The sequence below is a fragment of the Burkholderia sp. Bp9016 genome (assembly GCF_003857765.1).
GTDB lineage: Bacteria > Pseudomonadota > Gammaproteobacteria > Burkholderiales > Burkholderiaceae > Burkholderia.
Genome location: NZ_QTPY01000018.1, coordinates 69,904 through 89,165 on the forward strand (window position 1 = coordinate 69,904; position 19,262 = coordinate 89,165).

At 64.1% G+C, this 19,262-nt stretch carries 23 protein-coding genes and 3 tRNA genes; 14 read left to right on the top strand and 12 right to left on the bottom strand.

From position 1 onward, the window contains the following. The first annotated feature begins 25 nt into the window (after nucleotides 1–25). From DIE13_RS21935 to DIE13_RS21980, 11 genes are all read left to right on the top strand, one after another. Complete coding sequence (locus DIE13_RS21935) at nucleotides 26–241, top strand: hypothetical protein (protein WP_124829224.1); 216 nt, start codon at nucleotides 26–28, stop codon at nucleotides 239–241. A gap of 2 nt (nucleotides 242–243) precedes the next feature. Beyond that, nucleotides 244–396 carry a hypothetical protein gene (locus tag DIE13_RS32965; protein WP_185731216.1) on the top strand — a complete coding sequence of 51 codons (153 nt, stop codon included), beginning with the start codon at nucleotides 244–246 and terminating at the stop codon, nucleotides 394–396. Nucleotides 397–617: 221 nt separating this feature from the next. Next, nucleotides 618–977 (top strand): beta-hexosaminidase, encoded by a 360-nt coding sequence (locus DIE13_RS21940; protein ID WP_124829226.1) that lies wholly within the window; start codon nucleotides 618–620, stop codon nucleotides 975–977. Continuing rightward, nucleotides 974–1,246, top strand: coding sequence for a hypothetical protein (locus DIE13_RS21945; protein WP_124829228.1), 273 nt, complete (start codon nucleotides 974–976; stop codon nucleotides 1,244–1,246). The genes DIE13_RS21940 and DIE13_RS21945 overlap by 4 nt, the downstream gene beginning before the upstream one ends. After that, entirely contained in the window at nucleotides 1,246–1,488 is a 243-nt protein-coding gene (locus tag DIE13_RS21950; protein WP_124829230.1) for a hypothetical protein, read from the top strand. Before DIE13_RS21945 ends, DIE13_RS21950 begins: the two co-directional genes overlap by 1 nt. Then, the gene (locus DIE13_RS21955; RefSeq protein WP_260435109.1) at nucleotides 1,485–2,900 is read left to right on the top strand and encodes a pyridoxal phosphate biosynthetic protein PdxJ; all 1,416 of its coding nucleotides are present in this window, start codon (nucleotides 1,485–1,487) and stop codon (nucleotides 2,898–2,900) included. Before DIE13_RS21950 ends, DIE13_RS21955 begins: the two co-directional genes overlap by 4 nt. Then, nucleotides 2,897–3,343 carry a hypothetical protein gene (locus DIE13_RS21960; RefSeq protein WP_260435111.1) on the top strand — a complete coding sequence of 149 codons (447 nt, stop codon included), beginning with the start codon at nucleotides 2,897–2,899 and terminating at the stop codon, nucleotides 3,341–3,343. The genes DIE13_RS21955 and DIE13_RS21960 overlap by 4 nt, the downstream gene beginning before the upstream one ends. A 10-nt stretch (nucleotides 3,344–3,353) precedes the next feature. Continuing rightward, on the top strand, nucleotides 3,354–4,130 hold the full coding sequence (locus DIE13_RS21965; RefSeq protein ID WP_124829232.1) for a hypothetical protein: 777 nt from the start codon (nucleotides 3,354–3,356) through the stop codon (nucleotides 4,128–4,130). Then, on the top strand, nucleotides 4,127–4,480 hold the full coding sequence (locus DIE13_RS21970; RefSeq protein WP_124829234.1) for a hypothetical protein: 354 nt from the start codon (nucleotides 4,127–4,129) through the stop codon (nucleotides 4,478–4,480). Before DIE13_RS21965 ends, DIE13_RS21970 begins: the two co-directional genes overlap by 4 nt. Continuing rightward, complete coding sequence (locus DIE13_RS21975) at nucleotides 4,477–4,833, top strand: DUF4031 domain-containing protein (protein ID WP_124829236.1); 357 nt, start codon at nucleotides 4,477–4,479, stop codon at nucleotides 4,831–4,833. Before DIE13_RS21970 ends, DIE13_RS21975 begins: the two co-directional genes overlap by 4 nt. Then, complete coding sequence (locus DIE13_RS21980; protein WP_124829238.1) at nucleotides 4,820–5,161, top strand: helix-turn-helix domain-containing protein; 342 nt, start codon at nucleotides 4,820–4,822, stop codon at nucleotides 5,159–5,161. Before DIE13_RS21975 ends, DIE13_RS21980 begins: the two co-directional genes overlap by 14 nt. Nucleotides 5,162–5,513: 352 nt before the next feature. Here DIE13_RS21980 and DIE13_RS21985 read toward each other — a convergent pair whose 3' ends face one another. The 6 genes from DIE13_RS21985 to uvrC all read right to left on the bottom strand — a co-directional run bounded on the left by DIE13_RS21985 (nucleotide 5,514) and on the right by uvrC (nucleotide 10,145). Continuing rightward, nucleotides 5,514–6,713: a site-specific integrase gene (locus DIE13_RS21985; protein ID WP_124829240.1), complete on the bottom strand. Its 1,200-nt coding sequence runs from the start codon at nucleotides 6,711–6,713 to the stop codon at nucleotides 5,514–5,516. A gap of 169 nt (nucleotides 6,714–6,882) precedes the next feature. Beyond that, nucleotides 6,883–6,956, bottom strand: a tRNA-Cys gene (locus tag DIE13_RS21990). A gap of 100 nt (nucleotides 6,957–7,056) precedes the next feature. Continuing rightward, a tRNA-Gly gene (locus tag DIE13_RS21995) sits at nucleotides 7,057–7,132 on the bottom strand. A gap of 52 nt (nucleotides 7,133–7,184) precedes the next feature. Continuing rightward, nucleotides 7,185–7,260, bottom strand: a tRNA-Gly gene (locus tag DIE13_RS22000). Between the two features lie 145 nt (nucleotides 7,261–7,405). Next, a complete protein-coding gene (gene pgsA / locus DIE13_RS22005) occupies nucleotides 7,406–7,993 on the bottom strand; it encodes a CDP-diacylglycerol--glycerol-3-phosphate 3-phosphatidyltransferase (protein WP_124829242.1) in 588 nt (195 codons plus the stop codon). 97 nt (nucleotides 7,994–8,090) lie between these two features. Continuing rightward, nucleotides 8,091–10,145, bottom strand: a complete 2,055-nt coding sequence (gene uvrC, locus DIE13_RS22010; protein WP_124829244.1) for an excinuclease ABC subunit UvrC — start codon at nucleotides 10,143–10,145, stop codon at nucleotides 8,091–8,093. A gap of 76 nt (nucleotides 10,146–10,221) precedes the next feature. On the opposite strand from uvrC, the gene earP reads away from it, so the two are divergent. From earP to DIE13_RS22025, 3 genes are all read left to right on the top strand, one after another. Further along, nucleotides 10,222–11,409, top strand: coding sequence for an elongation factor P maturation arginine rhamnosyltransferase EarP (earP, locus tag DIE13_RS22015; protein WP_124829246.1), 1,188 nt, complete (start codon nucleotides 10,222–10,224; stop codon nucleotides 11,407–11,409). Nucleotides 11,410–11,548: 139 nt separating this feature from the next. Then, nucleotides 11,549–12,106: an elongation factor P gene (gene efp / locus DIE13_RS22020; protein WP_034206788.1), complete on the top strand. Its 558-nt coding sequence runs from the start codon at nucleotides 11,549–11,551 to the stop codon at nucleotides 12,104–12,106. 271 nt (nucleotides 12,107–12,377) lie between these two features. Beyond that, the gene (locus DIE13_RS22025) at nucleotides 12,378–13,763 is read left to right on the top strand and encodes a sigma-54 dependent transcriptional regulator (RefSeq protein ID WP_124829248.1); all 1,386 of its coding nucleotides are present in this window, start codon (nucleotides 12,378–12,380) and stop codon (nucleotides 13,761–13,763) included. Nucleotides 13,764–13,918: 155 nt separating this feature from the next. Here the strand turns inward: DIE13_RS22025 and nagZ are convergent, their stop codons facing one another. The 6 genes from nagZ to rnc all read right to left on the bottom strand — a co-directional run bounded on the left by nagZ (nucleotide 13,919) and on the right by rnc (nucleotide 19,253). Then, the gene (gene nagZ, locus DIE13_RS22030; protein WP_124829250.1) at nucleotides 13,919–14,947 is read right to left on the bottom strand and encodes a beta-N-acetylhexosaminidase; all 1,029 of its coding nucleotides are present in this window, start codon (nucleotides 14,945–14,947) and stop codon (nucleotides 13,919–13,921) included. Nucleotides 14,948–14,963: 16 nt separating this feature from the next. Next, nucleotides 14,964–15,395, bottom strand: coding sequence for a holo-ACP synthase (acpS, locus tag DIE13_RS22035; RefSeq protein ID WP_124829252.1), 432 nt, complete (start codon nucleotides 15,393–15,395; stop codon nucleotides 14,964–14,966). A 69-nt stretch (nucleotides 15,396–15,464) separates the two neighbouring features. Beyond that, on the bottom strand, nucleotides 15,465–16,241 hold the full coding sequence (gene pdxJ, locus DIE13_RS22040) for a pyridoxine 5'-phosphate synthase (RefSeq protein ID WP_124829254.1): 777 nt from the start codon (nucleotides 16,239–16,241) through the stop codon (nucleotides 15,465–15,467). Then, a complete protein-coding gene (gene recO / locus DIE13_RS22045) occupies nucleotides 16,238–17,077 on the bottom strand; it encodes a DNA repair protein RecO (protein WP_124829256.1) in 840 nt (279 codons plus the stop codon). Before recO ends, pdxJ begins: the two co-directional genes overlap by 4 nt. Continuing rightward, complete coding sequence (era, locus tag DIE13_RS22050) at nucleotides 17,064–17,963, bottom strand: GTPase Era (protein WP_096507522.1); 900 nt, start codon at nucleotides 17,961–17,963, stop codon at nucleotides 17,064–17,066. The genes recO and era overlap by 14 nt, the downstream gene beginning before the upstream one ends. Nucleotides 17,964–18,023: 60 nt before the next feature. Continuing rightward, on the bottom strand, nucleotides 18,024–19,253 hold the full coding sequence (gene rnc / locus DIE13_RS22055) for a ribonuclease III (protein ID WP_124829258.1): 1,230 nt from the start codon (nucleotides 19,251–19,253) through the stop codon (nucleotides 18,024–18,026). Nucleotides 19,254–19,262 lie beyond the last annotated feature (9 nt).

The following is a 19,262-nucleotide window of genomic DNA, read 5'->3' on the forward strand; positions in this document are numbered from 1 at the left end:
CCCGACGCGTCCACCGGAGACCTACATGAAACCCATCTTTGACGCGCACGGCCCGGCCCGACGTGCGGCGCTGCAGGAACTGCAGAAAAGTCACTTTCCGCCCGCCAAGCCGATCGAGTCGTCCGCTGCCTGGCGTCTCACGATCGTTGCCGCCCTGGTCGTGATTTTCGTGAATCTCGTTCCCGGCAACGATGTCCCGGCCGCTCCGGCAGTGCATTCGCACGCCCGCCCGCAGGTGTAGCCATGAGCCGGAACAACAACGCCCATACCAGCCGCGCTCGCGGCGCCGCAGTCCTGATCGTGATTTTCATCGCCGTTGCCGTGAGTACATTCCGCGCTGAAATGTCGATGGTCAGTCGCATCAGCCTCGTCACCACGACCACGAACGCGGGGTGATCCGGACATGGCGGCGACGGATCTGATGTCCGACGAAGTAATCGCCCGCGAACATCGCCTTCGCTGCCTGCCCGGTCCTGCCTCCGCCTCTCTGACCAATCCCGCCCTCCGGATCTGCCTCGCCAACTGCGCTGCGCTCCGGTCGCGCGACAAGCAACCACACGCCAGACACGTCGACATCAAGAGTCGCGCGGCCGGCGAAAGCGAAGAGGAATAACACGATGCCCCGCCAGATCAAGCGCTTCGAACCTGACACCCCGCGCGGCGACACCCTCGGCCTGCGGACAATCGTCCGATACAACCGTGAAGCCCGCCGTCCCTCGACGCCGATCCTCATCGGCCAGACCGTAGTGATGCGCCGCCCGATCCAGGACAGCATCTACACCGAATACCTGATCATGGACGGCACGCATGTCGTCCGCACCCAGATCTCGATTCCCAGCGAAGGCGACTGCGAAAGCGCAATCAATGCTTCGCGCCGGAAACGGAAAGCAGCGGAGCAAGCCGCCCAAGACGCGATCGAGGCAGCAGCCGAGCGCGCTAAGCGCCGCAGTAAGCGCAGCGCGAAGGTGCCGGCATGAAGCATTGCACCGACTGCCGCTTTTATGGGCTGAATGCACCGACGCCAATCAGTCATGACGAGCGACCGGTGATTCCGCAACCCGGCTCCGCACTTCTCTGCCTGCATCCAAGCACGTCGGAAGGAGTCAGTCTCACGACCGGCGAGCCGATCCGCTACGCGTCGACCGCCCGCGCGGACTATCAGCGCTCCATTCCCAATCTCATCGCAATTTGGACCGGCGCATGCGGCAGCCGCGGCCGGCACTTCGAACTCAAGGATCCCGAATAATGTTCTCCTTCGCCATCGCCATCACCACGTGTCTCGCCGTATGGTTGCTCACGGGCAGCGAGGACGATCATCGCCGCGTCGTCGGCGCTGCACTCGGCCTGGTCGACTCGCTTCTCTGGATCTTGGCAGCGATCGACGGCCGGACGTACGCGGTCGCCATCGTCGCCATCATCTGCGCGATCTGCTTCGCCCGCCCCATCGTTCGCCACTTCTCCGCCCTGCTCGCGCGAGGTGCCGTATGAACATTCGCACGCATGCCCTTCAGCTCGACGCACCGATCGTCACGGGCAACACCAAGGCTGCCGCTGCTGCTGCCGGTGCCACGTCGGCAGATCTCTGGATGACGCCGTACGAGTCGCTTCGTTATGACCCGCGCGACAACGTCCGCCCGGTCGACCAGCAGTGGGTCAAAGACCTCGCGTCGCTCATGATCCAGAACGGCTACGACAAGGGTTCGCCGCTCCACTGCTACGCACGCAAGGTCGACGGCAAGGACTATTTCTACGTCTACAAGGGCCAACACCGGTATCTCGCAGCAGGCGCGGCGATCAAGGCCGGGAAAGACCTCGGAAAGATTCCGATCGTCGTGCGGGATGCGCGTGACGTGAAGCGGTCGGAAATGGTGATCGACGGGTACGTGAGCAACGTATCGAAAGCCTCCTCTCCGCTCGATCTCGCCACGTCGATCGCCGAGCTGCGCGACGTTCACGGAATGGACTCGAAGGCGATCTGCGCACGCCTCAACATCAGCGAGCAGTCGATCCGAGACGCGGCGCTGTTGGAAAAGGCACCGGCCGAGCTGCATGCGCTCGTACGCGACGGCTCGATCGCTGGCACGCTCGCGATCGAGGAAATCCGCACACATGGCGCCGACAAGGCGCTCGAACGCATCGTGTCCGGACTTTCGAAGGCGAAGGAGGCAGGCAAAAGCAAGGTCACGAAGAAGCACCTGAGCGCCGCACGCGCGAACTCGAAGACCAAGGGCATCACCGCGCCGCAAGCAAAGTCACTGTTGTGTGCGCTGCAGGCAGTTCTTCACGACGTCAATTTCGGGAAGCTGCTCGAGCCGACCCGGAATGTAGTCCATGATGTCCTCATGCCGCTCGCGGACCTGCTCGATGCGAAACCGGCCACGAGAAAGACGCCCTCAACTGCGGCTGAACCTCGCGCGTGGGAAGTCAGCCCGATGAATGAGCATGGCGTATTCGAAGAGGTCGATACATGGACCCTCCCGTCTGGCAACGTGAAGGTTTCCGATCCTCTCGCATCCATCGAGCTAGCTCAGATCGAACAGAACGCGTGGATCTACGCGATCGCATACTCGCACAGCCAGGGCGGATCGAGTGGCCCGCTCAAGCTCTTCAGCACCACTCGCATTTTCCGAACGCACGACCAGGCACTCCAACACAGTGCGCGTTCGCTGATCGATACATTTGCCAACGGCCACGCTTCCTCCAAGCACATTCGCTCGGTCGCGGACAAGATCATCCGCTGGGCCGAGCGAATCACGCCGAAGAACGATGCAGACTTGACGCCTGAGCTGAGAGAGCTGCCGGCGGCATTCAGCCCCAAGGAAGCCTCTGATCTTCGCGCACGCCTCGGCCTTGATGCAACGGGTTGCCCGCTCGCATCGTGGCAGGAGGCCGCCAAATGACTCCGCGCCCGGCTCTTTCTACCCCACGTCCGCTGTCGCGTAAGCGGGAACACGGAAAACAGCGCACAGCTATCGCGCTCGCGAGCGTCGACGGCAAGGCAATCGCGACCGAAAAACGCGGGCGTGCGCCCGCAAAAGCGATCCAGAAGAACGAAGCGCCGCGGGCGCGGCGCAAACCTATCCAGGTGAACGATGCCTCGGCGGTTGCCCGCCGAGGCAGAGCCGAGAGGATCGAAGCGCTACGCGCCACGATCCGCGACCTGGTCGCCGAGATATCGCACGCGGCCGACGTCGAACTGCTCGACCTGATGGCCGACGAGGTCGGTTCGTTCGTGCGCCACAAAGCCGCGCAGGACGCCCGCGCGTGGGCGGCCACTGCCGGCGTCACGCTCGAGACGGGGCTGATGCAGCTCGACCGCGCGATTCCCAATCAATCGAAGTGAGACAGTCACCATGACCGAGAACAAAATCCACGTGACCAGCGGGAACGCCGAATACCTGCAAGATGAAACCGGCGACCGTCGCTATTGGCCTATCGCTGCCCTGGCTGAGCGCGATGCTGCGAAGCCGAGTGAACAGCAGGGCCTGTTTCGCAAGTTCGACGTGCGCCGCGTCGACGGTAGCGACCAGCCCGGCGGCAAGCATCACGGCTGCGAGTACTTCGTGCTGGATCTCGACTGCGACCAGCACGCGCCGGCGGCGATGCTCGCCTATGCCCGGTCGTGTGCCGATACGCATCCTAAGCTGTCGGCCAACATTCTCAGCCGGCTCAACGCCGGCGACGCTCCCGACGTCGACCAAACGCCTGCAGCTGCTCCCATGTCGACGCTTCGCGCCCTCATCGCTGACTCGGCGCACGCCGCAACCTTTCAGACGATGGGCCAGTATCGGGCTGCACTGCTCGCAGGGATTGACGACGGCCGCCTGCGCTCGAGCAGCGACTACGTGTTTCAGCTCGCGTGCGGCCGGATCCAAGCCGCGCTCGCGCATCTCGGCGCCGCACTCGCGTCATTTCCAAAATCAGCGAGCGAGGCATGCGTTGAGCAGGCGGTCCGCATCCTGCAGGGTCGCTATGCGATCGGTGGCATTGTCGCCGGTGAATCCTCCGACCAGGTGCCCGCCATACTTTCACCGAGGCGGGAGTATTTCATCGACGAGGGTAAGGCCGCACGGACTGGTGTATATCAATACCGCGATACCGGTTCGCTCGAAACGGGAGATGCCGAATGAGCAGAGCACTCAACAAACAGGCCCTGCAAAAGATCGTTCGCTGGTACATCGCCGGCGACACCGGAGTCTCGTCCGAATCGATGGTTGCAGTAGTTGCACGCGCAAAGTCTCTCGCCCATGAGCTAGATGCTCCTTACGATCCCGCAGATTTCGGCCGGTGCTACCGCCTAGTGAAAGCAGTTCCGGAGATCCGGGGTCGCTTTTCTGATATCGCGGCGGCAATCCCTACGTTCAAAGGCATTCTCGACAACTGGAACCAACTCGTAGCGATCTATGAGCGGGATCTTCCGACGGGCAAATCGACTGAGCTGCATCAACGCATTCGCCAACTTCGAGGGGACCGATCATGACCGTATACGTCGACGATATGTACCTCTATCCAGCAGGCCGTTTCGGCCGCATGAAAATGTCGCATCTGATCGCTGACACGACGGCCGAGCTGCTTGCGATGGTCCACACGATCGGCGTGAACGCGAAGTGGATCCAGCATGCCGACACGGCCGACGAGCATTTCGATATCGCGATGTCGATGCGCCAGGCAGCGATCGCGGCCGGTGCCGTCAAGATCACCTACCGCGAGTGCGGCGCGATGAATGCTCGTCGACGCGTGACGGGCGCCCTTGGCTCGCCGAGCGACGCGATTGCATGGCTCGAACACCACTTCGCGCAACGAAAGACGGGAGGATTGGATGCGCACGCTTGACCTGATCGAATGCGCGGAATTCCTCAAGATCGACCGCACCACGCTCCTGGATATCGTTCATCGTGGCGACATCCTCGGCGCCAAGATCGGCCGCGCATGGGTCTTTCTCGAAGATGATGTTGTGGCCTACCTGCGTGAACAGGTACAGGCGCAAACGCAGAAGCGAATCGAACAGATCCGCAGCGGATCGCCGGCGACCGAAGCGCGCGTAGATAAGGCGATCCGAAAGCAACTTTCCGCCACTGATCCACGACGCCTGGGTCGAAAGGCCCGCCCGCTTCCCCGCCTCCCTGATGTGGATACGGCGCCGACCGCAATGGCGGCCTGACTGATCAGTTCCCCCGGCCAGATGGCCGGGGCATTCCCAATTCATCACGCTAGACTTAGTGCACCATCGCACGACTACCGACCTTCGTTCGCGGGGAATAATTCACCGACGAAACTCCATACACATCGTCACCATCAATCTCGACCGTGTCGAAGTAGTACGGGATTCGCAGCCCCGATGGCGCCCACATTTCGATTACTCGTGGCAGACCATTCTCTTCACAAAGCGTGTATTTACGGCCTTTCACGATTTCTTGTACGTGTCCGGACACATACTCGCCGTCGAGTCCGGTATACATCAGCTTCATAGTCGAGCCCCCCCAAAGAAGATTGTTCGAGCTCATAGTAGCAGATCACCACAGCCTCTCCGCCAAGTCACTTCCTCTCAGGTTCGCATACCTCATCAGCACCTTCGGATTCGTGTGCCCGGTGATCTTCGCAATCTGGATATCGTTCAACGTGGTCCGCTCGAACAATCGCGACGTCGCCTCATGCCGGAGATCATGGAACACAAGATCCGAGCAGCCGGCCGCATCGAAGATCCGTCCAAACTGAGCCGATAGGCGCGACGACACGCGGGCTAGCACCTTTCTCCGAAGCAGCGGCACGCCTTCCGCGCGGATCGATGCCTCCATGTCGCCCACCCAGGGAAATAGTTGGCCTCTGTCAAAGGTGAAGCCGTTCATTTCGGGATCCCGGTCGGTCACGGCTGCGATGTAGCGCTCGTAAGCGGCGATTGCCACTGTTGTGAGCGGCACCGCACGCTTGCTCCCATTTTTTGTCCGCTCGAGCGCGGCCGTCCGCCGGCCGACGTCGAACTGGTCGATCTCAAGTGTGTACATTTCCCGCATACGCATCGCCGACTCGATACCCAGCTCGAAGAGAAACACCAATGCCGGCCGATACGGTAGTTCGAAGGCACGCTCGCGACCCTTCGGCTTTCCACCTGTCATCAACCGCCGAATCTCCACGAGCTCTTCGTCGCTCGGCCGGCGATCACGATGCACGTCCTCCTTCGCGTCGACGTCCTGCGCCTCCACTGCGATGCGGTCTTCTTCGGTATAGGTCGCGTAGCGCTTCGGGAGCAACCGGATCGAATTTGTTGCCAGCATCGGCGATCCGGACCTCACCACCCAATCGAGGCAGCGAGCAAGCGCACCTACATAGTGACGGATCGTCGATGGTGAAAGATGGTCATGACGCTTCATGCTCGTCACCCACTGCTCAACCCATCGATAGTCGAGCGTAGACAGCGCCTTCGCCTTTGTGGCCTCACGGCCGAGCAATGCATTAAGCACCTGGACGTCAGAGTCGGGGACGGATACGCGGCGCAAATAGGCCCGGATTGCGTCGCCGGTGGTCACGAGAGCGACGTGCTGCTGCACGACCTCCTCCGGGACGATGCCGGCGTCGAGCAACTGCTCGAGGCGGGCGACGTACGCATCGCCCTCTTCCTCAGTGTCGAACGTGAGCGAAAGTGGCTTTGGTAAAAGCTTAGCTCGCTTGATGGTGTATTCCCACGTGCCGGAGGGGCGCCGCCGTTTGTTCGCCATGCCTGGTCAACTCGCCTCGATTGCCAATTAGCCGATTGACGGGTGGTTGGCGTCGGTTTTTGGTTGGTTAGAGGCGACTTTTTACCACTCTTGGCGATCCATTTCCATCTTTGGAAATGTGCAGAAAAAAGAAAAGCCCTGACGAATCAGGGCTTTATCTCGTTCTACTTGGAGGCGCGAGCCGGAGTCGAACCGGCCTAAACGGCTTTGCAGGCCGCTGCATAACCGCTTTGCTATCGCGCCAAAAGCGGACTGTCCGGATGCCATGAAGACAACCGACAGATTTTTATTCGAGGACCATCAGTCCATCAAATAAAAAGGGAAGCTTGGCTTCCCCATTACTTGGAGCGGGAGACGAGTCTCGAACTCGCGACCTCAACCTTGGCAAGGTTGCGCTCTACCAACTGAGCTACTCCCGCATGTGTCCTGCATCTGCAGCGCTTTGCCGTACAACACGCTGCCAGAAAAATCTGGAGCGGGAGACGAGTCTCGAACTCGCGACCTCAACCTTGGCAAGGTTGCGCTCTACCAACTGAGCTACTCCCGCGTATTGCTGCGCTACTGCTTCCCCGTCACACACTTACATCGTCGTGCAGCGGAGAAGCGAGATTATGTCGAAGGCACATTCGTATGTCAAGGGCTTTTCCAGCCCTTTTTCCAAAAACCTGCGCGATCGAACGTATGCACCCTCGTCACGCGCCGCCGCGCTCGCGAATCTGCGGCCATGCGAGCTTCATGTAGTACAGCATCGACCAGATCGTCAGCACCGCCGCGAGATACATCAGCCATTCGCCCCACACGCGCGTGTCGATCGTCGCGATGCCGAGCGGCAGCGGGCCGTAGTAAAGCAGCATCGGGATCGCGACCATCTGGCATGCGGTCTTGAACTTGCCAAGCTGGTTCACCGCGACGCTCTTCGACGCGCCGATCTGTGCCATCCACTCGCGCAACGCGGAGATCGCGATCTCGCGGCCGACGATTACCAACGCAATCGCCGCGTCGACCCGCGAAATCTGCACAAGGATCAGCAGCGCCGCCGTCACCATCAGCTTGTCCGCGACCGGATCGAGGAATGCACCGAACGACGACGTCTGGTTCCACTTGCGGGCGAGATACCCGTCGAACCAGTCGGTCAGCGCAGCGAGAATGAAGATCGCCGCCGCCGCGATATTGCGGTGCGCGCCGCCCATCACCGTGTCCGGCAGATAGAACACGCCGACGACGAGCGGGATCAACACGATCCGTACCCACGTCAGGAAAATCGGGAAATTGAACGGCATGGCATGCGGGTCAGTAAAGGATTCGCAATTGTGCCGTGTCGACCGGCCTGCCACAAGAACGCCAGAACGCGCGCAAGGGCGGCGGCCGCACGGCCTGTCAGTGAAGCTGCTTGTAGATCTGCTCGGCCAGCGCATGCGAGATGCCGTCGACGCTCGCCAGTTCCTCGACGCTGGCCGCAACGACGCCGCGCAGCCCGCCGAACCGCGCGAGCAACCGCTGCCGGCGTTTCGCGCCGACCCCTTCGAGCTCCTCCAGCCGCGAAGTCTGGCGCGCTTTAGCCCGCTTCGCGCGCATCCCGGTGATCGCAAAACGGTGCGCCTCGTCGCGGATCTGCGCGACGAGCATCAGCGCGGCGCTTTCCTTGCCGAGTTCGAGCGGCGAACGACCGTCCGCGAACACGAGCGTCTCGAGGCCAACCTTGCGCCCCTCGCCTTTCGCGACGCCAACCAGCATCGACGTGTCGAGCCCGAGCTCCGTGAACACCTGGCGGGCAATCTCGACCTGCCCCTTCCCGCCGTCGATCAGCACGATGTTCGGCAGCAGGCTCGATGCCTCCGCCTGTCGCGTCGATTCGCCGTCGATGCCGGTCGCATCGTCGGCAGCGGCCGCCTGCGCAGCCTGTTCGACCATCTTCTCATAGCGGCGCGTGAGCACCTGCCGCATCGCCGCGTAATCGTCGCCCGGCGTGATGCCGGTGATGTTGTAGCGACGGTACTCGCCCGACTGCATCTTGTGATGGTGGTAGACGACGCACGACGCCTGCGTCGCCTCGCCCATTGTATGGCTGATGTCGAAACACTCGATCCGCAGCGTCGCGAGATCGTCGCATTCGAAGCTGAGCGTCTCCGCGAGCGCACGCGTACGTGCCTGCTGCGAGCCCTGCTCGGACAGCAGCCGCGCGAGCGCGAGCCGCGCATTCTGCTCGGCCATCGACAGCCACGCGCGCCGCTGCCCCTGCGGCTGCCGCACCATCGACACCTTGTGGCCGGCCTGTTCGGACAGCAGTTCGAGCAGGTCGCGGCTCGCGGGCGCATGGCTGACGACCAGCACGGGCGGCACGCGATTGCCAAGATAGTGTTGCGCGATGAACGCATCGAGCACCTCGGCCTCCACCGACGGGATCGCACCGCGCGTACCGGCCGCCTCTTCCACCGCCTCTTCTGCAGCCTCTACGGTCGCGTCTTCCGCCGCCAGATCAGGCTGCGCCCCGGCCGCAGCCAGCGCGTCGGTGTCGTCACCGAGGCCGCCTTCGGCAAGCGTCAGCGCACTTTCGACGTGCGTCGGGAAATAAGCCTTGTCGCCGAGATGTCGCCCGCCGCGCACCATCGCGAGGTTCACGCACACGCGGCCGCCCAGCGCGACGACCGCCAGGATGTCGACGTCGCTGTCGCTGCCGACCTCGATCGCCTGCTGGTGCAGCACCGTCGCGAGCGAACTCATCTGGTTGCGCACGGCCGCCGCCTGCTCGAACTTCAGCTCGCCCGCGAACGCGTGCATCTTCTGCTCGAGCTCCTTCATCACTTCCGACTGCCGGCCGAGCAGGAAGCGCGCGGCGTTCGACACGTCGATCGCGTAGTCGTCCGCCGAGATCGCACCGACGCACGGCGCCGTGCAGCGCCCGATCTGGTGCAACAGGCACGGCCGCGTGCGGTTGTTGAACACCGAATCCTCGCAGGTGCGCAACTGGAACACACGCTGCAGGATCTGGATGCTCTCGCGTACCGCCCACGCGCTCGGGAACGGCCCGAAATACTGGTTCTGCTTGTCGACCGAGCCGCGGTAGTAGGCCATGCGCGGGAAACGATGCGCGGTGAGCTTCAGGTACGGATACGACTTGTCGTCGCGAAACAGGATGTTGTAGCGCGGCGCGAGCACCTTGATCAGGTTGTTCTCGAGCAGCAGCGCCTCGGCCTCCGAGCGCGTGACGGTCGTCTCGATGCGCGCGATGCGGGTGACCATCATCGCGATGCGCGGCGACAACTGCGTCTTGGTGAAATAGCTCGATACGCGCTTCTTCAGGTCGCGCGCCTTGCCGACGTAGAGCACGGCGCCCGCCGCGTCGTAGTAGCGGTAGACGCCCGGCATGTGCGGCAATTGCGCGAGGATTTTCTTCGGTTCGAACGGGATGTCGGCGGCTTCTGGGGATGTCATGCGTGATCCGGGCACCTTGTGGCGCGGAACGGGTCCATTAGAATCGCCAGTTTAGAGCATTCACCGGCCCGCTTCGATGCCCCGCACCGCCCCCGTCTCTCCTTCGCCGCTCGCGCCCGACGAACCGATCGCGTGCGACCTCTTCTGCACTGTGATCGACAACTTCGGCGACATCGGCGTGTGCTGGCGTCTCGCCCGCCAGCTCGTTCACGAGCACGGCTGGCAGGTTCGCCTCTTCATCGACGACCTGGGCACGTTCGCGCGCCTGCTGCCGGGGGTCGATCCCGATGCCGGGCGCCAGACGCTCGACGGCATCGTCGTCGAACACTGGCATGCGGAAGCCGGCGACGCGCTGGACATCGCCGACGTCGTGATCGAGGCGTTCGCGTGCGAACTGCCCGGCGCGTATCTCGCGGCGATGGCGCGCCGCGCGCGCCGCCCGGTGTGGATCAACCTCGAATACCTGAGCGCCGAGGACTGGGTCGCCGATTTCCATTTGCGCCCGTCGCCGCATCCGCGCTATCCGCTCCTGAAGACGTTCTTCTTTCCAGGACTGTCGGCCGGCACCGGCGGCGTGCTGAAGGAGCGCGATCTCGATGCGCGCCGCGCGGTCTTCGAAGCCGATGCCGCGGCACGCGCCGCATGGTGGCAGCGTACGACCGGCAGCGCGCCGCCCGCGCCCGGCACGACAGTCGTCAGCCTGTTCGCGTACGAGAATCCGGCCGTCGACGCGCTGTTCGCGCAGTGGCGCGACGGCCCGTCGCCCGTGGTCGCGCTGGTGCCGGCCGGTCGCATATCGCCCGCGCTTGCGCGCTTCTTCGGGGTCGAATCGTTCGACGCCGGCGCACGCGCGAGCAGCGGCAACCTGACCGCGTACGGGCTCGCGTTCGTCCCGCAGGCAGACTATGATCCGCTGCTGTGGGCGGCCGACGTGAATTTCGTGCGCGGCGAGGACTCGTTCGTTCGCGCGCAATGGGCCCGCAAGCCGTTCGTATGGCACATCTACCCGCAGGCGGACGATGCGCATCTGCCGAAACTCGACGCTGCGCTCGCGCATGTGTCGGCAGGCCTCGCCGACGCGCCACGCGCGGCGCTGGAACGCTTCTGGCATGCGTGGAACGGCGCCGGCACGCCCGATTGGGCCGATTTACTGCAACATCGCACCGTGCTCGACGCGAATGCAGCCCGCTGGGCCGACGAGTTGGCGAGCGTCGGCGATCTCGCCGGAAAGCTGGCGGAATACGCAAAATCTCAGTTAAAATAAGCGGTTATCCGACGGCTGACCATGCAAGCGCTCGCGTTTGGGCTCCTGGCGCCCACCGGAACGCACCCCCGCTTGCGCCGTCAGCCGTTGCGCAACGCTCAGGCACCTATTTATTTGATTGGATCAGGACAGTTTTTTTATGAAGACCGCACAGGAACTCCGCGTAGGCAACGTCGTGCAGATCGGCAGCGACGCATGGGTCATCGCAAAGACGGAATACAACAAGTCGGGCCGTAACGCCGCCGTCGTCAAGATGAAGATGAAGAACCTGCTGACGAACGCAGGCCAGGAATCGGTCTACAAGGCTGACGACAAGTTCGACGTCGTCGTGCTCGACCGCAAGGAAGTGACGTACTCGTACTTCGCCGACCCGATGTACGTGTTCATGGACGCCGACTACAACCAGTACGAAGTCGAAGCGGAAATGATGGGCGAAGCGCTGAACTACCTCGAAGACGGCATGGCTTGCGAAGTCGTGTTCTACAACGAGAAGGCGATCTCGGTCGAACTGCCGACGATCCTGGTTCGCGAAATCACCTACACGGAACCGGCCGTCAAGGGCGACACGTCGTCGGGCAAGGTGCTGAAGAACGCAAAGCTCGCAACGGGCTTCGAACTGCAAGTGCCGCTGTTCTGCAACACCGGCGACAAGATCGAAATCGATACGCGTACGAACGAATACCGCAGCCGCGCCTAATCGGTCTGCGATTTCCGCATCGAACAAAGCGCCCTTCGGGGCGCTTTTTGTTTGTCCGGCACCAACAGCGGCCGCACGCTGCCGCCATAAGCAGCACAAAAGCCACCGGTAAAGATATTCAATTTGTATCATCGGTAACTGTTTTATAGCGCCGGAGAAATAATGCTCGTTACGCGTTCGGCGGGGCATAAAATCAGTTTTTATTCTGACATGCGGCTGCGGCCGGCTCGATGCCGACAGCCCGCCTCTCTTGACTCGACTCGCGTTCACCATGCCACACGCCCTGATTGTCGAAGACGATCCCAACAGTCTGTCCGGCCTCACCGCGCTGCTCGCCGCAGACGGCTTCTCGGTCGACACGGCCACGTCGCTCGCCGAAGCGCGCACGGCGCTCGGCCGCTCGATTCCCGATGTCGTCCTCGTCGACCTGAACCTGCCGGACGGCAGCGGATTCGACCTGCTCCAGCACCTGCCGCAGCAACAGCCGAACGGCTCGCTGCCGGTGATCGTGCTGACGGGCAACGCGACCGTCGAGAGCGCGATCGAAGGCCTGCGTCACGGCATCTGGGACTACCTGCTGAAGCCGATCAACATCCCGCGCCTGCGCAGCCTGCTCGCCCGGATTCCTCGGCCCTACGAACTGATCGATGAAGTGCAGACGCTGCGCGCGTCGCTGCGCCACCTCGGCCGCTTCGGCGCCCTCGTCGGCCGCAGCGAACCGATACAGCACGTGTACGACATGATCGAGCACAACGCGCGTACCGAAACGGCCGTGCTGTTCGCAGGCGAAGCCGGTACCGGCAAGAAGCTGGCCGCGCGCACGCTGCATGACCTGAGCCGCCGCCGCAAGGGGCCGTTCGTGTCGTTCGACTGCCGCACGATCGCGCAAGCCGGACGTCACGGCGCGTCGCTCGACAGCGTGCTGTTCGGCCATGAGCGCGGCGCGTTCGACGGCGCCGAGCGGCGCGAATCGGGCCTGTTCGAACAGGCCGGCGGCGGCACGCTGTTCCTCGACGAGATCACCGCGCTGCCGCTCGTGCTGCAGGAAGCGCTGCTGCATGCGCTCGATTCGCAGAACTTCATGCGGATCGGCGGCACGAGTTCGATCGCCAGCGACTTCCGGCTGATCGCGACGACGCGCCGCCCCGCGCGCGAAGCGGTCGCGAACGGCACGCTGCGCGAGGATCTGTGGCTGCGTCTCGATGCAGCGTCGATCACGATGCCGCCGCTGCGCGAGCGCGACGGCGATGCGCTCGCGATCGCCGATGCGCTGATCGACGAACTGAATCGCGAAGCACGCGCCACGGGCCGCAGCACGACCGACAAGCGTGCGGCGCCGGGCTTCGTGCGCGAATGCCTGTCCTACGAATGGCCGGGCAACGTGCGCGAACTGCAGGAGCGTGTGCGCTTTGCCTACGACGCCTCGGGCGACTTCATCGAAACGCTGCGGGCGGGCGAGGCCAGCTTCGCGGCCGGTGCCGCGCTGAACGGCAGCAGCGTGCAGATCAAGGTCGGCACCCCGCTGTCCGACGTCGAGGATCTGCTGATCCGCGCAACGCTCGACGCGGTCGGCGGCACGCGCCACCGGGCGGCGACACTGCTCGGCATCAGCCCCAAGACGCTGTACAACAAGCTGCAGCGGATGAAGGTCAACTGACCGGGCGGCGGTTGTCGCGGGCGCTGGCCGGATTTGACGGTTAGTTGCGTGAAAACGGATCGCCCCACTGATCGCCCCGACAAAAAAGCCGCGTATCAGCGCGGCTTTTTGTTTCCAGCAACCGGAACGGTGCGGTGTCTCGTCACCCTTCCCGCTTACGTCAGCGCACTGCTCAACAGCGTCTGCGCCTGCAGATATTCGGGCTGCACGATCAGCTTGTCCCATTTGAGCGCCTTGCCGCGCCCCCGCATCCGCTTGATGCGCCGCACCGACTCGGTCGACGCATTTGCCTTCAGCCCGTTCAGCACGACCTCGGCCGCGTCCGGCTGGTTGCACACGAGCACCATGTCGCAGCCGGCGGAGAGTGCCGCGTCGGCCGCCTGCGTGAGCGTGCCGCCTTCGCGCGCCGCTTCCATCGACAGGTCGTCGCTGAAGATCGCGCCGGTGAAGCCCAGCCGGCCGCGCAGGATGTCCTGCAGCCATACGCGCGAGAAGCCCGCCGGCCGCTTGTCGACTTGCGTGTAGATCACGTGTGCCGGAATCACCGCGGACAGCGACAGGCCGAGCCAGTCGTACGGCGCGACGTCCTGCTTGAGGATCTCGTCGAGCGAACGGTCGTCGGTCGGCAACGCGACGTGCGAATCGGCTTCCGCGAAACCGTGCCCCGGGAAATGTTTGCCGCAGTTCGCCATGCCGGCGAGCGACAGCCCGTGGTTCAGGCTCTTCGCGAGCAGCGTGACGACGCGCGGGTCGCGGTGGAACGCGCGATCGCCGATCACCTTCGAGTGCCCGTAGTCGAGATCGAGCACGGGCGTGAAGCTCATGTCGATTCCGCATGCGCGCAACTCGGCGGCCAGGATGTAGCCGACCGCGGTCGCGACCTTCATCGCGAGCAGCACGTCGCGATCCCACAGTTCGCCGAGGCGGCGCATCGCGGGCAAGACCGTAAAACCATCGGCGCGGAACCGCTGCACGCGGCCGCCTTCGTGATCGACGGCGATCAGGATGTCCTCGCGCACCGCGCGGATCGAATCGGTCAACGCGGTCAGTTGCGCGCGGTTCTGGAAATGCCGCGCGAACAGGATCACGCCGCCGGTGTTCGGATGCGCAAGGCGCCGCGCATCGTCGCGCGACAGGGCCGTGCCGACGACGTCGAGCATGACCGGGCCGGGAGTCGTTTTCATCGAATCGGAAAGTCCGTCAGGGAGTAGTTCGGGAAACAGGTGCAGGCGGGGCGGCGTCCGTCTCGGCGACCACGAACGACACCGCATAGTCGCGTTCGTCGCTGACCGTCACGCGTGCCGTGATGCCACGCGCGGCAAGCCAGTCGGCCAGCTCACCCGACGCGACGACGTACGGCTCGCCGCTGCGTTGATTGAGGGTCTGCAGCGCACGCCACGTCATCGGCCAGTGCATGCCGAGGCCGATCGCCTTCGAGAACGCTTCCTTCGCGGAAAAACGCGTCGCGAGAAACGCGATGCCGCGCGCCTCGGAACGCGCGCGGCGCGCGTGGAACACCTGCAGTTCGTCGGGGCCGAGCACCTTCTCGGCAAACCGGCCCCCCGTGCGCTCAAGCACGGCCGCGATGCGGCTCACCTGGACGATGTCGGTACCGATGCCGTAGATCGCCATGTCAACACCCCTCGGGTTGCATCGACGGCACAGGACGACGAGCGAAGCGCGTGCGCACCGGCGTCATCGTCAGCGCGCGCCGCCGTGCAGTGCGGCGACACGCGCCGCAACCATGATCGCCTTCATCTCGCGCACCGCATTGTCCCAGCCCGCGAAAATCGCGTGCGCGACGAGGGCGTGACCGATGTTCAGCTCGACGATGCCGTCGATCGCGGCGATCTGCTGCACGTTCGTGTAGTGCAGACCGTGACCGGCGTTGACCTTCAGGCCCAGTTGCCCACCGGCCTGCACGCCCGCGACGATGCGCTCGTACTCGCGCTGCTGCTCGGCTTCGTCGTGCGCATCGGCGTAGCGGCCCGTATGCAGCTCGACAACCGGCGCGCCAGCTTCGTGCGCCGCGCGAATCTGCGTCTCGTCCGGGTCGATGAACAGCGACACGCGCACGCCGGCGTCGGCAAGCTGCTTGCACGCCGCGCGCACGGCCTCGAAGCGGCCGGCGACGTCGAGACCGCCTTCGGTCGTCAGTTCCTCGCGCTTCTCGGGCACGAGGCACGCGTCGTGCGGACGCACTTCGCATGCGATGTCGAGCATCTCGGCCGTCACCGCGCACTCGAGGTTCATCCGCGTCTTCAGCAGCGGACGCAGCTTGCGCACGTCCGCGTCGACGATGTGACGGCGATCCTCGCGCAGGTGCAGCGTGATCACGTCCGCGCCGGCCTCTTCGGCGGCCAGGGCTGCGCGAATCGGGTCGGGATAGGTCGTGCCGCGCGCGTTACGCAGCGTCGCGACGTGGTCGATGTTCACGCCGAGGTCGATGGCGGTGGGCGTTGTCAGGAAGAAGCTCATAGATTTTGCAGGTCGATCAGGATCTGACGCGTGGCAAGCGGCGTACCGCCGAGATAGGTGTTCAGCAGGAAGCGCATCAGCGTCTTGCTTTGCGCGACCGTCTGGGCTCGATGGTAATCGTCCTGCTCCATGTCGAGCAACGTCTGTCCTGAAATCACCGGCCAATGCGACGGCACGTCGTCGCCCGCATTGCGCACGCCGCGCTCGGGATCGAACACGTACCGGCCATCGGGCTCGACTGCGCGGCGCGCGACCGTGCGGTTCAGCGCCATTGCATAACCGGTCTCGCGCAGCAGCACGCGCTCGAACGAGCGCAGCACCTGCACCGCGGGTTCGCCGTGCGCGAGGCGCGTGAGCGTCAACACGTAATGATTGAAGAGCGGCGGCTGAGGATCCTCGCGCGCGCAGAATTTTACGAGCAGTTCGTTTGCGTAGAAGCCGCACAGCAGCCCGTCGCCGCCGAGCGGCAGCATGCCGCCCACCCACTCGGCGCCCGTCAGCGTGCGCACTTCGGATTTGCCCGACCACGACAGCAAGAGCGGCTGGAACGTCTGCAGCACGCCGCGCAGTGCGGAATGCGGGCGCTTCGCGCCTTTCGCGACGAGTGCGAGCCGGCCGTGATCACGCGTGAGCACGTCGATGATCAGGCTTGTTTCGCGGTACGGATAGCTGTGCAGCACGAACGCCGGCTGCTCGGCGACGCGGAAATCGGACGTGCGAGACGTCGCACGTCGCGCCTTGCGACGCGGCGGTTCGGGCGGTGTCGGCAGCGGCGCGTCGTTCGCGCCGGCCGTCACCGCGTCTTCGGTCGACGTCAGCGCGTCATTCGTACCCATAGGCGCGCAGCCCCGCCTCGTTGTCGGCCCAGCCGCTCTTCACCTTCACGAAGGTCTCGAGGTACACGGGGCCGTCGAACAGCTTTTCCATGTCCATCCGCGCTTCGGTGCTGATCTGCTTGAGCTTCTCGCCCTTCTTGCCGATCACCATCGCCTTGTGCGAATCGCGTTCGACGAGGATCGTCGCGAAGATGCGTTTCAGGCGCCCCTCTTCCTCGAACTTGTCGATCAGGACGGTGCTCGTGTAAGGCAATTCGTCGCCGGTCCAGCGGAACACCTTCTCGCGCAGGATTTCAGCCGCGAGGAAACGCGAGCTGCGGTCGGTCAACTCGTCCTCGCCGTAGATCGGCTCGCCTTCCGGCAAATACGGCTTGATCGTTTCCAGCAGACGCTTGATGTCTTCCGGCTTCTGCGCGGACAGCGGCACGAGTTCGGCGAATTCGCGCAGCGCGCTCATCTTCTGCATGAACGGGAACAGCGATGCCTTGTCGGTCACGCGGTCGATCTTGTTCGTGATCAGCAGCGTCGGCATGCCGGGCGGGATCAGGTCGAGCACCTTCTGGTCGTCGGGCCCGAAGCGGCCGGCCTCGATCACGAACAGGATCAAGTCGACCGACGTGAGCGTCGACGTGACCGCACGATTCAGCGAGCGGTTCAGCGCGGTGCTGTGACGGGTCTGGAAGCCCGGCGTGTCGACGAACACGAATTGCGCGTCGTCGAAGGTATTGATGCCGGTGATGCGGTGACGGGTCGTCTGCGCCTTGCGCGACGTGATGCTGATCTTCTGGCCGACGAGTGCGTTCATCAACGTCGACTTGCCGACGTTCGGGCGGCCCACGATCGCGATCATGCCGCAACGGAAACCGGTAGGAGCGGGAGTGTTCATATCGTTTGGGAGACAGGTTCGGAACCGGCCGCGCGGCGCGCGGCACGATCGATGGGCAATTCAGTGGTCGGCATCGGCCACGCGCGCCTGCGCGGCAGCGAGGCTTGCGCCGCCCGGCGGCGTATCGGTGTCGGGCGACGCGGAATCGCGGGCGCGCAACGTCGGACGCGAAGCAGGGTCGGAACCGACCGGCTTTTCAGCGGACGGCGACGCGGAATCGGTCGTTTGGCTCACCTGCCCTGCCGGCTTGTCGGCCGCTCTGGAGGCGGCTTCCGCGGGCTTGTCCGCCCCGCGCGATCCGGCTTCGCCGCGCTCGGCCGCCTTGTCCGACGGCTTGTCGGCCGCTGGCTTCGCCGGTCGTTCGGCCTTGTCCGAAGCCGTTTCCACGTGGGATGCGCGAATCGCCGCCATCGGCGCCTGGGCCGGACGCTCGGTCGACTCCGCGCCGGCCTCGGCCGCCACCGCCTTCGCATCGCGCGCGGCCGCGCGCTCCTTGCGCTCCGGGGAACGCAGGTCGAGCGCTTCCTGCACACCCTTCACGCCCGGCACGATTTCGGGCTCGACATGCTTGGAGCCACGCGCGTTCTTCGAACGCTTCGGCTTCGACGCCAGCATCGGCGCGGCCGCCATCACCTCGTCGAGTGCCTTCTTCGCGGCAGCCTGCTCGGCCGCACGCCGGCTCGCACCGGAACCCGACACCTTCACGTCGAGCTTCGGCACCGTGCATTCGACCTCGAATTGCTGATTGTGCGCCGCACCATGCGTGGCGACGACCGTGTAGGTCGGCAGCGCGATCTTGTGCCCCTGCAGGTACTCCTGCAGCAGCGTCTTCGCGTCCTTGCCGAGCGTGCGCGGATCGATGTGGTCGAGAATCGGCACGTAGAGGCGCTTGATGACCCCTTGGGCGGCTTCGAAGCCGCCATCGAGGAATACGGCCCCGATGATGGCTTCGAATGCGTCCGCGAGGATCGACGGGCGGCGGAAGCCGCCGCTGCGCAGTTCGCCCTCGCCCAGCCGCAACCCTTCCGAAATATTCAGGGCCTGAGCAATTTCATACAGCGACTGCTGCTTGACGAGATTGGCGCGCACGCGCGACAGGTCACCTTCGTCCAGCTTGCTGAAACGCTGGAACAAAAGGGCGGCCACCGCGCAATTCAGAACGGAATCGCCGAGAAACTCGAGCCGTTCGTTGTGCGTGGCACTGTGACTGCGATGGGTCAAAGCCTGGCGCAACAATTCCGCATTGCGAAATTCGTAGCGCAGCCGGCTTTCCAACTGGGATAGGGGCATGGCAGGAGT

Bases quoted from the DNA above. Each gene is read 5' to 3' on its own strand.
- DIE13_RS21985 (WP_124829240.1), bottom strand. From the start codon at position 6,713: ATGGCGAACAAACGGCGGCGCCCCTCCGGCACGTGGGAATACACCATC.
- DIE13_RS22025 (WP_124829248.1), top strand. From the start codon at position 12,378: ATGCCACACGCCCTGATTGTCGAAGACGATCCCAACAGTCTGTCCGGC.
- efp (WP_034206788.1), top strand. From the start codon at position 11,549: ATGAAGACCGCACAGGAACTCCGCGTAGGCAACGTCGTGCAGATCGGC.
- uvrC (WP_124829244.1), bottom strand. From the start codon at position 10,145: ATGACATCCCCAGAAGCCGCCGACATCCCGTTCGAACCGAAGAAAATC.
- DIE13_RS21945 (WP_124829228.1), top strand. From the start codon at position 974: ATGAAGCATTGCACCGACTGCCGCTTTTATGGGCTGAATGCACCGACG.
- DIE13_RS21955 (WP_260435109.1), top strand. From the start codon at position 1,485: ATGAACATTCGCACGCATGCCCTTCAGCTCGACGCACCGATCGTCACG.
- DIE13_RS21960 (WP_260435111.1), top strand. From the start codon at position 2,897: ATGACTCCGCGCCCGGCTCTTTCTACCCCACGTCCGCTGTCGCGTAAG.
- DIE13_RS21935 (WP_124829224.1), top strand. From the start codon at position 26: ATGAAACCCATCTTTGACGCGCACGGCCCGGCCCGACGTGCGGCGCTG.
- recO (WP_124829256.1), bottom strand. From the start codon at position 17,077: ATGGGTACGAATGACGCGCTGACGTCGACCGAAGACGCGGTGACGGCC.
- DIE13_RS21980 (WP_124829238.1), top strand. From the start codon at position 4,820: ATGCGCACGCTTGACCTGATCGAATGCGCGGAATTCCTCAAGATCGAC.
- earP (WP_124829246.1), top strand. From the start codon at position 10,222: ATGCCCCGCACCGCCCCCGTCTCTCCTTCGCCGCTCGCGCCCGACGAA.
- pgsA (WP_124829242.1), bottom strand. From the start codon at position 7,993: ATGCCGTTCAATTTCCCGATTTTCCTGACGTGGGTACGGATCGTGTTG.
- DIE13_RS21950 (WP_124829230.1), top strand. From the start codon at position 1,246: ATGTTCTCCTTCGCCATCGCCATCACCACGTGTCTCGCCGTATGGTTG.
- rnc (WP_124829258.1), bottom strand. From the start codon at position 19,253: ATGCCCCTATCCCAGTTGGAAAGCCGGCTGCGCTACGAATTTCGCAAT.
- era (WP_096507522.1), bottom strand. From the start codon at position 17,963: ATGAACACTCCCGCTCCTACCGGTTTCCGTTGCGGCATGATCGCGATC.
- DIE13_RS21970 (WP_124829234.1), top strand. From the start codon at position 4,127: ATGAGCAGAGCACTCAACAAACAGGCCCTGCAAAAGATCGTTCGCTGG.
- DIE13_RS32965 (WP_185731216.1), top strand. From the start codon at position 244: ATGAGCCGGAACAACAACGCCCATACCAGCCGCGCTCGCGGCGCCGCA.
- DIE13_RS21975 (WP_124829236.1), top strand. From the start codon at position 4,477: ATGACCGTATACGTCGACGATATGTACCTCTATCCAGCAGGCCGTTTC.
- acpS (WP_124829252.1), bottom strand. From the start codon at position 15,395: ATGGCGATCTACGGCATCGGTACCGACATCGTCCAGGTGAGCCGCATC.
- pdxJ (WP_124829254.1), bottom strand. From the start codon at position 16,241: ATGAGCTTCTTCCTGACAACGCCCACCGCCATCGACCTCGGCGTGAAC.
- DIE13_RS21965 (WP_124829232.1), top strand. From the start codon at position 3,354: ATGACCGAGAACAAAATCCACGTGACCAGCGGGAACGCCGAATACCTG.
- DIE13_RS21940 (WP_124829226.1), top strand. From the start codon at position 618: ATGCCCCGCCAGATCAAGCGCTTCGAACCTGACACCCCGCGCGGCGAC.
- nagZ (WP_124829250.1), bottom strand. From the start codon at position 14,947: ATGAAAACGACTCCCGGCCCGGTCATGCTCGACGTCGTCGGCACGGCC.